A 16,036-nucleotide genomic window follows, 5' to 3' on the forward strand; every position below is an offset into this window, starting at 1 on the left:
AAAGGCTTAGCCCTTAACTAAGAATCACAGTCCGTCTGGCAACCTGCGGACTCTAAAGGCTTTGGTAATTAGCACGTAAGACCTGCTTGCAGGCGATGGCTGTATCTAAGCAAATTGTGGTCGTGTCGCCGTTTGGCGGTGCTCTCACAAGCCTGTGACTTTAGTCACGGGTGGTTGACCCATGCCACCTGCTTTCTCTTGATGACCCTAGCATAGCAGGCGGCACGCTCACCGTAAACAGCTGGCGGGCGTGTTCGAACGTCTTTTGCAAAAACAGCAGATCCTAAGCCCTATTTTGCGAAAAGCTTTCACAACGTGCGTGAAACCGTCTGTGGTTATAAAAGTAGGTTGGCCGCGGCGTTAAATTGGTGACACCAGTGTAGCCTGCTTGATGAACTAGGACATGATCATGATGAATCAGTTTGATCGGCTGAATTGGTCGGTTTCACCAGGGTTTGTCTAGGAAGTAGGTAAAGATGTTCAACGGATAAAACCGTACCAACTGATCCAAATCCGTTGGCATTGCCGTACCATCAAAAAAGCGGGCGATTGTTCAACCGCTCGCTCACAAAAGCACTTCGTCAGATTCTTCGCTTCAATTGCAGATCGGCGCAATTCTGTTCAGCACCCAGCTGTGACTGCGCGGCTCTATTCAGAGTGAGATCCCGACCTGGTCAGCTTCTGAACATTAGCCTAGCAAGGATTTTGGAAGCTGAACTTTGCTACCAGAAACCTTGCGTAGCTAAGCACAGAAGGCAGTTGCGCGGAGCACGTTTCCAGTCCGCAACAGCAGTCCCAGCCGGTTGCGTTCACGCGCAACACCCACCAAAACCTGTAATCAAGCAAAAAAAACGCCTGCAGCAACAAGCCACAGGCACCCAATTATTTTGACCGGCAATCAAGCCAAAACTTCCAACCCGAAATCACGCAATACCGTCGAATAAGCATTAACTAAGTCACGGTTCTGGTGTTCATCCGCGTAAGGTCCGTGGGCCAACTCGATAAATTTACCTAAGTTGATCTGCTTACCCTGATTATCATAGAATTCCACGGTTTGACGGCGCTCAGCCAATGGAAAGCGCAACGTGACCTGACCGCAAGCCAGCGCCGGATATTCCGCGTTGGCTCGCGGTGAAACCACATCCGCCACCGTTTCGTGAAACGGTTCAAACAACTCGTTCGAACGACGATCGGCCAGACCATCATACATTGGTGAGGACAGATTGGTCGTTGGGAAATAACGCAGTAAATCCTTCAAATAATCTTGAGCCCGAGCATTATCGCGATATTCCACCGCGCGCGTCACTGCCAACAGGTCCACCAACACATCACGATACAAGATCTGGCTGGCAAATGAAACACTCAACTGCTCAGTCGCGTCATTTTGTAAGGTGACCAGAATCTTCGCCACGCCGCGATTCACATCATAATTGACCATGGTATCCCTCATTTCCTTGCATTCTAACTACTATTGTAGCCAATTTGTGCAGAAAGATAAACCATTGACCTTTGAAAAATAAAAATAGCGGAAAACAGCGGAAATCATTGGAAAATCCACACTCAGGCGCGCGCCTGTCATTTTCTGGCGGCAGACGGCTACCGCTTAATAAGGGCGATCACCGTCAGTGCCCGGTTGATCAACGCCTAAGCTGGCAAATTGATGCAATTGCGGGTCACGAATAATTTTTACGATCAAATCGGCTAAACTGGCCCGGGAAATGATCGTGCCTTTGAACGGCTCGCCTTTCTCCGTCAGCTCATAATTGATCTGGGGATCATCGTTCATGTAAGCCGCGCGAATGATCGTATAATTCAAATCCGACTGCTCGATCAAAGCCGCCGCCCGCCGCGTATCGTCCATCACCGGCGTGCCAATGCTGGCTTCCACCCAACGACCAAATTCCCCGGGCACCTCATGATAGAGGCCTAAGCCGGTAACATAAATCAGCCGATTGACCTGATTTGCTGTCATCGTCTGGACGATTTTCCGCGCCAGCGGTTCAAACTCGCCGCCTAAGTTCGCGTAGACCAGATCCTGACCGGCCACCGCTTGACTCAATGTGGGCAGGTCATTGACATCGCCATCAATGATTGCCACGCGCCGGGGATCTGGATTCGTCAAGCGCTCACTGTGCCGCAAGTACAGCGTCAATTGAATATCCGCCGTTTCCGCTAATAACCGCGCTGTCACCAGCCGCGCGATCTGTCCATGCGCCCCTAATATCAAAACTTTCTTCATCTTTCTGACCTAGCCTTTCACTATCGTTCACAATGCTACTGATCTCCCGGCTGGCGGCAACCAAAGACTGCCCCACCGGATTAAGATCAGCCATCATCTGATCCTAGCTCAGATTTGGCGCTGTGACCAATACCTATTATTGATCGCGGCTATGCCTGAAAAGCATAATTACCTACCCAACCGTCTTTCAGCAACATCCAGCTCACACTTTTCCCAGCAGCGAGATTTTACGGCTACTGTTGGTCAATGAGGCTAGCAAAGGAGATACAAAAACCCATTCCGCCAGGGAATGGGTTTTCGATCATCAATCTTTTGATTAACGTTTTGCTTCTTTGATCCGAGCAGCTTTGCCTCGCAATGCGCGTAAGTAGTACAATTTCGCACGACGGACAGCACCATGACGGACAACTTCGATCTTCTCAACACGAGGTGTGTGCAGTGGGAAAGTCCGTTCAACGCCAACACCGTTACTGATCTTACGAACGGTATAAGTTGAGCTGATGCCAGTACCACGGCGTTTGATCACAACACCTTCGAAAAGCTGGACACGTTCGCGGGTACCTTCGACGATTTTAGCGTGGACACGTAAAGTATCGCCGGCACGGAAATCAGGAATATCGCTACGCAATTGACTCTTGGTGATCTCAGAAATTAATGGGTTCATGTTTTTCTCCTCTTTCGCCGACATTCTTACCTTGTTTTCAGACCGAGACAGCGGAATATCGTTGTTATATGGCTCGCACCACAATTTTATATTCTATCATAAATCATTGAAGCTTGACAAGTCATCGCGGCGATTTAATTCGCGAACAAGCGCGGCGATTTGGGGATCATCCAGTTGCGCCAACAAGTCCGGTCGTTGTTGCAACGTCCGCCAAACCGCCGCTTTTAGACGCCAGTCGCGAATCAATTGATGATTGCCATTCATCAGGACCTCGGGAACTTTCTGCCCTTGATAATCGGCTGGGCGGGTGTATTGCGGGTATTCCAACAGCCCCTGCGCGAAAGAATCGGTCGCCGCCGACTCTTGACTGCCGAGCACGCCGGGGATCTGCCGCGCCAAGGCATCGATCATCACCATCGCCGGCAACTCGCCGCCGGTCAAGACATAATCGCCTAATGAAACAGTGTCTGTGGCTAAATCGTAGACCCGTTGATCGAAGCCTTCATAGTGGCCACAGATGAAGACCAAATGTTGCGCTTGAGCCAACTCCACCGCGTATTGGTGGTCAAATTGGCGCCCAGCCGGATCCAAAATAATCGTCCGCTCAGCCGGACCGTGCTTGGCGGTCACGTCCGCCAGCGCCGCCGCGATCGGCTGCACTTGCAGCAACATGCCGGCCCCGCCACCATAAGGCGTATCATCGACGCTATGATGTTTGTTGGCCGCGAAGTCGCGAAAGTCAGTGACATCGATTTTCAACAAGTTTCTCGCTTGGGCCTTGCCGATCATCGACTCCTGCAAGGCGCTAAACATATCCGGAAACAAACTTAAAATATCAATTTGCATACCTAATCATCCAATCCTGCGGGTACATCGACCAAAGCTGTTTTCGTGGTCAAGTCGATCGCCAAAACGACTGATTTGAGAAACGGCAAGAGCAGATCCGCCTGACCCGGCCGCTGGATCACCCAGACATCGTTCGCGCCAGGCGCCAGAATTTCCTTGACCTTGCCTAACGGTTCCTTAGTTTCATGATCCAAAATCGTCAGCCCAATGATATCCCGATAATAATATTCGTTGGGCGCCAACTTCTGTTGATCGGCCTCGGCGACATACAGCAATTTCCCTTTAAAGGGTTCCACCAAATTGATATCTTGGTAATCCTTGAAGGTCAATAAATGAAATTGTTTGTGGATCCGGTGGCCCGTGATCTCCAAGGGTAAATAACCATGATTTTGTTGAATGAACAGACGCTGGCCTTTCTTGAAACGCAATTCTGGAAAGTCAGTGGTCGCGATCACCCGCACTTCGCCTTGAATCCCATGGGTGTTGACGATCGTGCCAACTTCATAATAATTTGTTTCTGTCACCGTTCCGTCCTCCTTTTGAAACGTGCTGCGTCCAACTGACTTCTGTGCTTAGCTATGTGACATCCTCGGCAGCAAAGACCGCTACCAAAGGCATCGCTATGCTAGTGCTCGAAGTCACCCTGTTGCACTCCGCACTTTGCCAATAAGAAAGGCTGAGATAAAATATCCCAGCCTCCCCCTAACTAATTATCAAGTATGTTCAAACGGATCCGTTTGCCATTATCCAGCCGAATCCCGTAGATCAATGTGCGAATCGCTTGCGCAACCCGACCTTGCTTACCAATGACCCGTCCAATATCCTTACGATCCAAAGCCACGTTGAACGTGGTGAAATGGGCGTCCTCGCTGGTATCAATGGTGAAGGCTGCTGGTGTCATGATCAACGGTGTAATGATGGCGCTGATCAGATCCTTGACCTCAGTTGTTGTCATTCAATTACTTCTTTTCGAAGCGAGCTTCGTGATATTTCTTCATCAGGCCTTGTTTCGACAACAAAGTCCGAACGGTATCTGAAGGTTGAGCACCCTTTTGTAACCAGTCGAAGATCACATCTTCGTCTAATTTCAATTGAACGGGTTCACTTGCTGGGTTGTAGTAACCAACTTCTTGGATGAAGCGGCCATCACGAGGTGCGCGTGAATCAGCAACAACTAAACGGTAGAAAGGACGGCGCTTTGAGCCCATCCGGCGTAAACGAATTTTAACGGTCATAGATAGTTCCTCCTGTAAGTAACGTTAATATGTAACGTCCCAAAATAATCAACTTCAATACTATACCAGAAATGATCGGACGTGTAAAGAGCTTTTTCTTGACAGGCGGATATTTTTTGAAACGCGTTGCTTAATGAGCAAAAGTAGGTTGGCCGCAGCTTGCGCTGCGAAATTCGGGGTGAGCTCGCTGTGGGCGCTGTTTTGAGCCAATCCGCAAAGTACGCGGCTTGTCTCAAAATCAGGCCTTGTCCTAAGCGGCAGAGCCGCCAAGGACAATTTCACGGCGATCTCACCCCGAATTTCTCCGCTCCAGCCGCTCAACGTTATAACAGCCGTTTGAGCACTCACGCCGACTGGCAAGCTATCGCCAATTGATGAGGAGCCGCGCAACTGACGGCCGTGGTTAGTGGTTACCAACTTTAAATTGGTGACACCAGTACAGTCTGTCAGATGAACTAAGGCAAGTTCTTGATGAATCGACTGAATCCGTCGGTTTAACCGAGGATTGTCTAGGAAGCAGGTAAAGACGTCCAACCGGTGCAAACTGTATCAACCAACTAATCCGAATCAGTTGGCATTGACGTACCACCCCAAAATGGGCAATTGTTTTAATATCTAGCTTGCAAAACCACTTCATTGAATCCTTCGCTTCCATTGCAGATAAGCTCAATTCTGCCGAGCAACCGCCTCAGGACGTGTGGCTCAGCGGTGAGATTATTCTTAGCGATTTATCGCTTAGAATAAGGCTCGATTTGAAGACAAGCCGCGCACTTTGCGGATTGGCTTCAAACGATGCCCACCGCGTTCGAAACAGAGTGCGAACCGACCCGGGTAGCTCCTGAGCATTAGCCTAGCAATTGTTTTGGAAGCCGCACTTCGCTTCCGGAACAATTGCGTAGCTAAGCGCAGGGAGCTGGGTCGGTGAGCACGTTTCCAGCCACGACAAGCGTCCTGAGGCGGTTGCGTCCCCACCCAACCCCAGCACACCTAAAATCAAGCGAAGACTCAAAAACTGAACTTAGACTTCCGAAATCAGTTGTATTGCCATATCACCCCAAAAAGTGGGCAATTGTTTGACCACCACACTTGCAAAACCACTTCGTCAAATCCTTCGCCATGATTGCAGATAGGCTCAATTCTGTTCAGCAACCGGCTGGGACTGCGCGGCTCAGTGGTGAAATTGTCCTTGGCGGCTTTGCCGCTTAGGACAAGGCTCGATTTGAAGACAAGCCGCGCTCTTTGCGGATTGGCTTCAAACGATGCCCACCACGTTCCAGTCCGCATCAGCAGTCCCAGCCGGTTGCGCTCACGCGCAACACCCACCACACCTGCAATTATCACCAAAACAAAAAAGCAGGTTCTCACGAACCCGCCCACAACTAATTCGACTTGAACCGCTTGGCATTCTTCAAGCGTTTCTTCTTCGCTTTCTTTTGCTTTCGTACCATGGAGTTCATCGCCATTTTGCCCATTTTACCTTGCATGCCACTGCCGAAGAGATTCTCCATGCCGGCAAAATTGCCTTTGGACATCTTCTGCATCATCTCTCGGGATTGCTTGAACTGCTTGATCATCCGGTTGACTTCTTGAACATTGCGCCCTGAACCTGCCGCGATCCGACGGCGCCGGCTAGGGTTCAACAATTCGGGATCTTCCCGTTCCGCTGGGGTCATTGAATAAACGATCGCCTTCAAATGGTCAATGTCTTTGGGATCCATTTTGACGTTTTTCAGGGCTGGATTATTGGCCATGCCCGGAACCATCTTCATCAAATCGTCTAAGGGGCCCATGTTCTCCAGTTGGCTCATTTGCTCGACGAAATCGTTGAAGTCGAAGCTGTTCTCGCGAATCTTCTGAGCCATGTCTTCGGCTTGCTTGGCGTCGTAATCGGTCTGGGCCTTCTCAATCAGGGTCATCATGTCGCCCATGCCCAAGATTCGGTCGGCCATCCGATCAGGATAGAAGATATCCAATTGGTCCAGCTTCTCGCCTTGACCAACAAACTTGATTGGCTTGCCGGTGACCGCGCGAATGGACAAAGCGGCCCCACCACGAGTATCGCCATCTAACTTGGTCAGCACTACCCCAGTCAGGTCCAACTGTTTGTTGAAGCCTTCAGCAACCTGGGTCGCGACTTGACCGGTCATTGCGTCAACGACTAACAGAATTTCGTTGGGATGGGCCAGTTCTTGGATCCGGCTCAATTCGTTCATCAATTGTTCGTCGATTTCCAAACGACCGGCGGTATCAATAATGACGTAATCATTCTTGTTCGCTTCCGCCTGAGCCAACCCTTGGCGGACGATCTCAACGGGATCATGATCCGTCCCCATTTCGAAAACCGGCACGGACAATTGCTGGCCAATGGTGACCAACTGATCAACGGCGGCCGGACGATAAACGTCGGCGGCGATCATCAGCGGGCGCGCCTTTTCTTGTTTGATCAAGCGACTGGCTAGTTTCCCGGCGGTGGTGGTTTTACCAGCGCCTTGGAGGCCGACCATCATAATGATTGTGGGAATATGCGGCGCTGTATTCAACGGCACCGCCGATTCGCCCATCACCTTGACCAATTCATCGTGAACAATCTTGATGATTTGTTGCGATGGTGTCAGTGAATCCAAGACTTCTTTGCCCACCGCTTTAGCGCGGACGGTTTTGACGAAATCCTTGACGACGTTGAAATTAACATCGGCTTCCAGCAAGGCCAGCCGAATCTCGCGCATTGCGTCGCGGACATCGCTTTCGCTGACTTTACCTTTGCGGCGCAGTCCGCTAAATGCTTTCTGTAAACGCTCTGTTAGTCCTTCAAATGCCATTTAGTTTACCACCTTATTGAGAATCGACAAGTTTTTCAAAACTTTGCAGTAATTGTTGTAATTGCGGATCATCCGGATATTTGCTCGTGACTTGGGCCTTCAATTGATCGACTAGCGCCACTTCCTGTTGGAAATGATCGATCAAATGGAGCTTGGCCTCGTAACCCAGTAAGATCTTGGCGGTGCGCTTCAAATTATCATAAACCGCCTGCCGACTGACTGAGAACTGCGCCGCGATCTCGCCTAATGAATAATCTTGGGCATAATACAACTCCAAATAAGTCGCTTGTTTATGCGTCAGTAACGGTCGGTAAAAGTCAAATAGTTCGTTGATCCGTTCATTCAATTCTACCACTTCATCTGCCATTAGCGCCACCAACTCCCCTGTTGTCGTTTACGCGTCATCAATCAGACCCTTGAAGAGGCCGTAGACGAATTTCTCGGCGTCAAAATCCGCCAGATCCGTCATTTTCTCCCCTAGGCCAACCAACTTGACGGGTAAATGCAACTCATTGCGAATGGCGATGACGATCCCGCCTTTGGAACTGCCATCCAATTTGGTCAAAACAATGCCGGTCACTGCCGTTGTTTCTTTGAATTGTTTCGCTTGGCTCAAAGCGTTCTGACCGGTGGAGGCGTCTAGCACCAACAAGACTTCTTGGGGCGCTTGCGGCAATTCGCGCACGATCACCCGCTTGATTTTAGCCAGTTCGTTCATTAAATTGACTTTATTCTGTAACCGCCCGGCGGTATCCACCAGCAGGATGTCGTAATGTTCGGCCTTGGCTTTCTGGACCGCTTCAAAAACCACCGAAGCCGGATCAGCGCCAGGATCAGAGGTGACACAATCAACCCCCACGCGGCGCGCCCAGGTTGCCAATTGTTCGATCGCGCCCGCCCGGAAAGTATCCGCGGCGGCCAGCAAGACCTTCTGTCCCTCACCTTTCAGCCGCGCGGCCAGTTTGCCCACGGTCGTGGTTTTGCCAGCGCCATTGACGCCGACAAAGAGAAAGACCGTCGGACCTTGTTCCTGCGCGGCGAAATGAAGCGCATTGTCTTCAGCCGCGCCTTCCGCGCCATAAAGATCGACCATCTTCTCCACAATGGTTAGCCCTACTTGCTTCTTGGTCTTAGCGTTTTGCAGCTTGACCTCGTCGCGCAACTGATCACTGATGGTCATCGCGGTCTCGAAGCCCACATCGGCCTCGATCAGCATTTCTTCCAAATCTTCGAAGAAATCCTCGTCAACAGTCCGAAAGCCAGCCAAAAATTGATTCAGGCGCGCCGCAAAACCGTGACGGCTTTTGGACAGGCCTTGATCATACGCCGCCACCGAACCAGTCGCTGACGTGGCCGCAGCGGTCGAGTCAGCGGTATTGGCGCTGGTATTGGCGCTGGTGTCGGCGGTGCTGGTCTCAGCAGTATCGGTGTCGGCGTCAGTTGTGGAAGTCGTTGCGGAAGTCGCCGTGGACTCAGCTGGGGCGACTGATGGCGCCTGCGCTGGCGGCACCGCTGCTGGACTAGGTGTTGTGGCTTGGGTGTCTGGTTGCGCTTCGTCTGAGGTTGGTTCCGTTGATGTTGATTCGGTTGAAGTTGGCTCTGCTGACGCTGATTCAGTTGAAGTCGGTTCTGTTGAAGTCGGTTTTGTTGAAGCTGGTTCTGTTGACGTTGACTCGGTTGAAGCTGGTTCCGTAGACGCTGGTTCCGACTGAATAGGTTTTGATGCGGTTGATTCTGGTGAGGTGGGTTCTGACAACGTTGGTTCTGCCACCGTGGCTTCCGATACGTTTGATTCGGCCGCCGTGGCGTCCGCGCCTGTGTTGGCCGCCGCTTGATCAGCGGCTGGTGCAGGCGTGGCGTTTGTTTGGTCACTGGCCTGGTTGGCCGCTGTTTCTGTCGCTTGCTTAGGGGTGGTGTTTTCCTCTTTCTTCCCACCACCGAAGGCCTTTTTGACCCGATCGAAAAATCCCATTGCAGTCCTTCCTTTCTCATGCGGTACTCATGCCGTCTTGACTAACTTGATTATCACTTACTGCGCGACATCGGTCAACGAAACACTAATGATTTTCGAAACGCCGGATTCCTGCATGGTCACACCATACAGTCGATCGACTTTCATCATCGTGCCTTTCCGGTGCGTAATGACGATGAACTGTGTTTTCTGTTCGTAATGTTGCAGATAGTTGGCGAAACGAACCACGTTGGCCTCATCTAATGAAGCCTCGACCTCGTCCAAAATACTAAATGGCGCCGGTCGCACTTTCAAAATCGCAAATAACAAGGTGATCGCTGTCAACGCCCGTTCACCGCCGGAAAGCAGGCTCAGGTGCTGTAATTTCTTGCCCGGTGGCTGAGCGTTGATCTCAACGCCGGTGGTCAGCAAGGCCTCTGGATCGGTCAACACCAAATGTGCCTTGCCACCGCCAAACATTTGCGGAAAGACCGCTTGGAAGGCCTCATCAATGGCATGATACGTTGTGGCAAACCGCTGGGTGACTTCTTGATCCATTTCCGCCATCGTCGCCAACAATTGCTTGCGCGCCGCGATCAAATCGTCTTGTTGCTTGGTCAGGAATTGGTAGCGTTCATTGACCGCGTCGAATTCAGCGATCGCGCCTAAGTTGACTTGCCCAATATCCGCCAAGGCCAGCTTAACGAGTTTAAAGTCGGAACGCAACTGCGCCAACTCAGCAGCCGCAGCCGCCTGATAAGCGGCCTCATAGGTCAATTGATAGGCTTCACGTAAGGTGGTCAAGCGCGTGTCCATCGCCGTTTTCAGCGAATTCAGCTTAACCGCCACCGCCTCTTGTTCCTTGGCCGTTTCTTTCTGCAACTGATAAAAGCGTTGCGCCGCTGGTTCCAGTTCGGCGATCGCCTGTTCTTGCTCAGTCCGGTGCTGCTTCAATTGTTGGAGCGCGGTTTGGCTGGCCGCGATCGTCTCTTGGAGGGTAGTCAGCTGATGCTGGACCTGATCTAAGTCCACCGTGGTTTGCGAAGCGTTGGCCTGAAGCGCGGTGATCTGCGCCGTCAAGTCCGCCGCCCGGGCCGTTGAAGTCGTCAAGGCTTGGCGTTGCCGTTGCTGCAATTCTTGATGATTGGTCAAGGACATGGCGGCCACTGCCTGTTGGGTTTTGACTTCGTTGATCTGTTGGGTCAAATTGTCTTTCTGGTTGGTGAAATTGGCCAACCGTTCTTGCTGTTGGGCAATCGTCGCCTTGGCTTGTTCCACTTGTTGATTTAAATGTTCCTGTTGTTGCTCTTGGGTCGTCAATGCCGCCTGAAGATCCGCCGCCGCTTGTTGCAAATGTTGCTGATCCAAGGCCGCCACTTGCGCGTCCCGTTGCAGCCGTTCCAACTGACTTTGGGCTTGCTGATATTGACCTTGAAGTTGAACCAACTGACTCTGACTTTCCTTCACGGCCATTTCCGTCGCGGTCAGCTGCCCGCTGACTGCTTGGCGCGCGGTCTTGGTCGCTTGGATCTGAGCTTGCTGGTCATTGAGCTCCTGTTGCGCTGTTTTGATCTGGTGTTTCAAAGTTGTCAGCAACTGTTGCCGATTTAGCAAACCGCGCCCCTGCTGCTTCACCCGGCCACCAGTCATGGCGCCGCCTGGGGTCAAAATATCCCCTTCTAAAGTCACAATGCGGGCTTGGTAGCGAATCGCCTTCGCCACCGCCGTCGCGTGGGGCAAATCATCGACCACCAAAACATTGCCTAATAAATGTTGCTGGATCACTTGCAGTTCCGGCAGCATGGTCACTAACTCAGCCGCCACTCCTAAATAACCAGGCAATGCGGCCGCCGTCGTCCGCAGATCCCCCCGCAAAGAGCGCGGTTGAATCGTGGTCAGCGGCAGAAATGTCGCCCGGCCCAACTGTTTTTCTTTCAACAGCGCGATCGCCCGACCAGCGCTAGCGGCGTCTTGACAAACGATCTGTTGCAATTGACCCGCTAAGGCCTGCTCGATCGCCGTTTGAAAACGATCAGGGACCGTGAGTAAATCGGCCACCGCGCCGCGCAAGCCAGTCAAGTGGTTCTTAGGATCAAGCACCGTTCGCACGCCAATATAGAAACCGCTATGATCTTCCATTGATTCTTGTAAACTTTGGTAACGAGCCTTAAGCTGTTGGAACTCGGCCAACTGGTCGTACCAAGCCCGCTGTTGCGTCTCGATCGTCTGACCTTGCTCGTGATACTGGCGTTGCAGCTGCGTGACTTGGGCCTCGCTAGACGTTTGTGTCCGCGTCAATTCAGTTACTTGCGCGGTTAGCGCGGTCACTTGCGCCTGTTGAACCGCCAATTTGTCGGTCTGAGCCGTCTTTTCTGTGCTCATGGTTTCTTGCTGGCGCTGTTGCTGGGTCAATTGTTCCCGCTGGAAAACCACCGCGTTGCGCAACGTGGTTTGTTGCTGGAGCAAGTCGATATAGTCGCCCCGTAACTCATCTAACTTGGCGGCGATATCGTCTTGATCCTCGGAAGCCTGCGCGGTCAACTGCGCCAGTTGCGTATCCAATTGCGTTTTTTGCGCTTGGGCCGCCGCCAGATTAGTGGTGGTGGTCGCCAAGTTCGCGGTTTGCTGCGCCTGCTTCTCCTGCGCTTCGGTCAGTTCCTTTTCCAACCCAGCCAGGCTAGTTTGATGGTAGCTGGACCGCTCCGTGGACAGGGAGATCTTGCCATTGAGCGCTTCGGCTTGGCGCGTTTGTTCCAATAACGCGGCTTGTTTGGTTTCGATGGCCTCGTTCAACTGGCCGGTTTGGGCCCGCAAGTCGCTGACTTGCTGATTGGTCGCCGCCGCCTCTTGGTCGATCTGCGCGGCGATTTGCGCCAATTCCGTTTGCCGCTCCAACCGCGTTTGCTTTTGCTGTTCGAGCTCGTGCAGTTCCAACGCCAGGATCTGTTGGTCCAACTGGTCATACTTGGCCTTTTGCTGCTGATAATCTCGCGCCAAACTAGCCTGCTTGCGCAATGGCTCGACCCGTTCCGCCAATTCATCATGGATGTCCGCGACCCGATTCAAGTTCTCCTCAGTCACCGCCAACTCGGCCTCGGCCTGCTTCTTCTGCTGCTTATATTTGTAGACGCCGGCCACTTCTTCAATGATCGTCCGCCGTTCTTCTGGCTTGGAATTGAAGATTTCCTCGACGCGGCCCTGCGAAATAATTGAAAACGAGGCCTTCCCCAGTCCCGAATCCAAGAAAAGATCGGTAATATCCCGTAAGCGACAGGCCTTCTGGTTAAGATAGAACTCACTGGTGCCATCACGAAATAAGCGCCGGGTGATGGTCACCGTGGCGCGGTCAACAGGCAATTCATGGTCCTGATTATCGAAAACTAAAGTCACTTCGGCGCGATTCAACGGCGGGCGGATCGCGCTACCGGCAAAGATCACATCAGGCATATGACTGCCCCGCAAACTCTTGGCCGATTGCTCGCCCATCACCCAGCGAATCGCTTCGGTAATGTTGCTTTTTCCACTCCCATTGGGGCCGACAATGCCGGTGATTCCCTGGGTAAAAGTCAACGTCGTTTTATCCGCAAATGATTTGAATCCATTGATGAGCAAAGATTTAAGGGGCATACAACTTCCAACCTGTTCTTAATTATTCCACGTGATACATGTCCAAAGCGTTTTTCGCGGCGGCTTTCTCGGCGTTCTTCTTATTGGTGCCGCGACCGGTAACAATAGCCTGACCGTCCACTTGCAATTCGACTTCAAAAACCTTGTCGTGGCCATTACCGGTAACGGTCTGCACCTCATAATTGATTTTCCGTTCACCATTTTGTTGTAAATATTCCTGTAATCTAGTTTTGAAATCCATATCATAGGAATATTGACCAGCATCGATCTTCGGGAACAAAATCTGCTCGAGAAACGCCACCACCGCGGGCATCCCTTGATCCAGGTAAAGCGCGCCATTGAACGCCTCGAACACGTCTTCCAACAAGCTGGCCCGTTGGCGCGAACCCGTTCGTTCTTCGCCCACCCCTAATTGAATGTACGGCTGGAACCCAGCCTCCAACGCCAAATTACAAAAACTAGAAGACTTGACGATTGCCGCCCGCATCCGGGTCAACCGTCCTTCCGGTAATTTCTTGTAATGTTCAAACAGATAATCAGAGACGGCCAGTTCCATCACGGCATCGCCGAGAAATTCCAAGCGTTCATAATTACCATAGCCGAGATTGCGATTCTCATTGGCGAAGGAAGCGTGGGTGAAAGCCGCGTCCAAAAGCGCCAGGTTCTTAAACTCCACACCATATTTTGCCCGGAGATGTGAGGTGAATTCTGCTGCTACCACTTGACTCAACTCCTTATTTTTCAGCCGACCCGAAATGATTTTCGCGTCGGCAATCATGTTATTTATTATACAACAAATCGGCCATCAGCAAAAGACGACCGGGTTCTTAGCGCCAGACCGTGACTACCGCGACTTGGCTGTAACACTAACATCTTTCCAATTGGCGTCGGGTGCTAAGGAGAAGCCTTTGACCCGGGCGTTGATCGCCCGCACGTCATAACTGCTCGTGGTTGGCACCACATAGGCGGCCTGATTCATATAAGTTTGCCAACTCTTGAAGGCTTTGATGCGCTCTTGCTCATTAAACGCGCCTAACCCATCGATTTTGTTCAACAAGGCGGTGTTCTCGGCGGTCACAAAGCGTCCGAAATTAAACGGCGCTGTGGCCGCGTACAAATCCGCTGGTGACGGTTCCGTGGACAGATCCCAACCAGCCTCGAAGAAGTCGATCTCGGGATCATCATTTTCTAACTTGTCATAAAAGGAGTTGGCTTCCAAAAGACGACCAGATGTTAGCTTCACGTTCAAACCCAAGCGATGCCACGCCGCCAAGTACGCCTGGACGATTTCATCTTTCCCGGTCAGATCCTGTTTCGCCGCGAAGTGCAGAACTAGCGGCTGGCCATTGGGTTGCGTCCGCCACTTGCCCTTCTTACGATAACCTGCTTGATCCAATAATTTAGCCGCCTTAGCGGGATCATAGCTGTAACTTTGCGCCTGGGGATTATAGTATTGCTTAAAAGCAGCCGGAATCAACGTTTTGATGGGGAATTGCCAGCCATTGGTGTACTTCTTGGTGATCTTGTCCAGATCCAAGCCATAAATCAAGGCCTGGCGCAACGCTAAATCAACCATTTTGCTCTGGGGATCCATCACGTTATGGCCGTTCTGATAGGTGCCCACCTTGAAGGCCAAGTACCGATAGCTTAAAGGCTGGCGCGCGAGGAAGTCGGTTCGCGCCACGGGTTGGAGATCGGCCCACTGATCACTGGCCACCGTGGCCACATCATAACGATGTTTGCGCATGGCGCCGACCACCGCGTTGGGCGAGACCACATTGAAGGTGATTGCGGCCAAATGTGGCTTACTACCATAGTAGTAGGGATTGGGAACCCAGGTGACCGACTGACCAGCTTCGATCGACTTGACCTTGAAAGCGCCAAAGAACAAAGGCTGCTTACGCAATGCCGCGGAGGTGGCCAGTTTGGCGAAGGGAATCTGCGCCAGTTGATGGCTGGGACTAGCATATTCCCAGAAATAGCCATTCCCACTATGGGTCATGCCCGGTTTCATCGCCTTGAATTGAATCACGACTCGCTTCCCCTGGGCGCCATCAGGCATGGTGATCCCACTGATTTGATTGGTTTTGCCCGCGTGATACTCCGCCAAACCAACGATTCCAGCTAGAGAGCCGGTGTACCGTTGACTCTGGCTTTGGGGGTTAGCGATGATTTGGTAGGAATACAGGATATCGGCGGCGATCAACGGTTGACCATCCGACCAGCGCACCCGATCGTTGATGGTGATCGTGGCTGTTTTCGCGGCCACGTCCAGCCGCAAATTAGCGGCCCCGCCATCGACGATCCGGAAGTCCGCGTTATAGCGAAACAATCCCTCGTTGCCTGGCGCGGCGATAATCTGATCGTTGGTATCGGTCGCCAACGCCTCGTTGAAAATCCCCTTAAACGGCGACCACGAAACAAGCGCATACTTAAAGTGTCCGCCGGCAATGCTTTTCTTCGAATTTGTGACCTGCTCCGGCAATTTCGCCAAGGTCTTCGCGGCTTGTTGTTGGGTCACTTTCTGTGTTTGTTCCGTCTGACACGCCGTCAAAACCATCAGTAGCGCCAAAATAACGCCCAGCCGCCAGCCTTTCTTCCAAACCAATCTCATCGTCTGCCTTTGAACTCCCTTTTTACACAAAATAAGAGCAG

16 protein-coding genes are annotated in these 16,036 nt (G+C 51.9%); 1 reads left to right on the plus strand and 15 read right to left on the minus strand.

Annotation, left to right across the window (positions count from 1 at the left end; translation table 11 throughout):
- Nucleotides 1–898: 898 nt before the first annotated feature.
- From ACYVSB_RS07135 to ACYVSB_RS07170, 8 genes are all read right to left on the minus strand, one after another.
- Nucleotides 899–1,438, minus strand: coding sequence for a hypothetical protein (locus ACYVSB_RS07135; RefSeq protein ID WP_461218916.1), 540 nt, complete (start codon nucleotides 1,436–1,438; stop codon nucleotides 899–901).
- A 165-nt stretch (nucleotides 1,439–1,603) separates the two neighbouring features.
- Nucleotides 1,604–2,239: an NAD(P)H-binding protein gene (locus ACYVSB_RS07140; RefSeq protein WP_461218917.1), complete on the minus strand. Its 636-nt coding sequence runs from the start codon at nucleotides 2,237–2,239 to the stop codon at nucleotides 1,604–1,606.
- Nucleotides 2,240–2,555: 316 nt separating this feature from the next.
- Entirely contained in the window at nucleotides 2,556–2,903 is a 348-nt protein-coding gene (gene rplS / locus ACYVSB_RS07145; RefSeq protein WP_461218918.1) for a 50S ribosomal protein L19, read from the minus strand.
- Nucleotides 2,904–2,999: 96 nt separating this feature from the next.
- On the minus strand, nucleotides 3,000–3,749 hold the full coding sequence (trmD, locus tag ACYVSB_RS07150) for a tRNA (guanosine(37)-N1)-methyltransferase TrmD (RefSeq protein ID WP_125601498.1): 750 nt from the start codon (nucleotides 3,747–3,749) through the stop codon (nucleotides 3,000–3,002).
- Nucleotides 3,750–3,751: 2 nt separating this feature from the next.
- Nucleotides 3,752–4,273: a ribosome maturation factor RimM gene (gene rimM, locus ACYVSB_RS07155; protein ID WP_125601501.1), complete on the minus strand. Its 522-nt coding sequence runs from the start codon at nucleotides 4,271–4,273 to the stop codon at nucleotides 3,752–3,754.
- 182 nt (nucleotides 4,274–4,455) lie between these two features.
- Nucleotides 4,456–4,704 carry a KH domain-containing protein gene (locus ACYVSB_RS07160; protein ID WP_125601504.1) on the minus strand — a complete coding sequence of 83 codons (249 nt, stop codon included), beginning with the start codon at nucleotides 4,702–4,704 and terminating at the stop codon, nucleotides 4,456–4,458.
- A gap of 4 nt (nucleotides 4,705–4,708) precedes the next feature.
- Nucleotides 4,709–4,984, minus strand: a complete 276-nt coding sequence (gene rpsP / locus ACYVSB_RS07165) for a 30S ribosomal protein S16 (RefSeq protein WP_125601506.1) — start codon at nucleotides 4,982–4,984, stop codon at nucleotides 4,709–4,711.
- A 60-nt stretch (nucleotides 4,985–5,044) separates the two neighbouring features.
- Entirely contained in the window at nucleotides 5,045–5,527 is a 483-nt protein-coding gene (locus tag ACYVSB_RS07170; RefSeq protein ID WP_461218919.1) for a hypothetical protein, read from the minus strand.
- A 152-nt stretch (nucleotides 5,528–5,679) separates the two neighbouring features.
- Between ACYVSB_RS07170 and ACYVSB_RS07175 the strand changes: the two genes are divergently transcribed.
- A complete protein-coding gene (locus ACYVSB_RS07175; RefSeq protein WP_461218920.1) occupies nucleotides 5,680–5,826 on the plus strand; it encodes a hypothetical protein in 147 nt (48 codons plus the stop codon).
- Nucleotides 5,827–6,016: 190 nt separating this feature from the next.
- On the opposite strand, the gene ACYVSB_RS07180 is transcribed toward ACYVSB_RS07175, so the two are convergent.
- From ACYVSB_RS07180 to ACYVSB_RS07210, 7 genes are all read right to left on the minus strand, one after another.
- Nucleotides 6,017–6,307: a hypothetical protein gene (locus ACYVSB_RS07180; protein ID WP_461218921.1), complete on the minus strand. Its 291-nt coding sequence runs from the start codon at nucleotides 6,305–6,307 to the stop codon at nucleotides 6,017–6,019.
- Nucleotides 6,308–6,363: 56 nt separating this feature from the next.
- Nucleotides 6,364–7,803, minus strand: coding sequence for a signal recognition particle protein (gene ffh / locus ACYVSB_RS07185; RefSeq protein ID WP_461218922.1), 1,440 nt, complete (start codon nucleotides 7,801–7,803; stop codon nucleotides 6,364–6,366).
- Between the two features lie 13 nt (nucleotides 7,804–7,816).
- Nucleotides 7,817–8,170, minus strand: a complete 354-nt coding sequence (locus ACYVSB_RS07190) for a putative DNA-binding protein (protein WP_125601514.1) — start codon at nucleotides 8,168–8,170, stop codon at nucleotides 7,817–7,819.
- 27 nt (nucleotides 8,171–8,197) lie between these two features.
- On the minus strand, nucleotides 8,198–9,775 hold the full coding sequence (ftsY, locus tag ACYVSB_RS07195) for a signal recognition particle-docking protein FtsY (protein WP_461218923.1): 1,578 nt from the start codon (nucleotides 9,773–9,775) through the stop codon (nucleotides 8,198–8,200).
- 57 nt (nucleotides 9,776–9,832) lie between these two features.
- Nucleotides 9,833–13,381, minus strand: coding sequence for a chromosome segregation protein SMC (gene smc / locus ACYVSB_RS07200; RefSeq protein WP_461218924.1), 3,549 nt, complete (start codon nucleotides 13,379–13,381; stop codon nucleotides 9,833–9,835).
- A 22-nt stretch (nucleotides 13,382–13,403) separates the two neighbouring features.
- The gene (gene rnc, locus ACYVSB_RS07205) at nucleotides 13,404–14,102 is read right to left on the minus strand and encodes a ribonuclease III (RefSeq protein ID WP_461218925.1); all 699 of its coding nucleotides are present in this window, start codon (nucleotides 14,100–14,102) and stop codon (nucleotides 13,404–13,406) included.
- A 123-nt stretch (nucleotides 14,103–14,225) separates the two neighbouring features.
- A complete protein-coding gene (locus ACYVSB_RS07210; RefSeq protein WP_461218926.1) occupies nucleotides 14,226–15,995 on the minus strand; it encodes an oligopeptide ABC transporter substrate-binding protein in 1,770 nt (589 codons plus the stop codon).
- Nucleotides 15,996–16,036: the final 41 nt, after the last annotated feature.

The sequence above is a fragment of the Lapidilactobacillus salsurivasis genome (genome assembly GCF_054785215.1).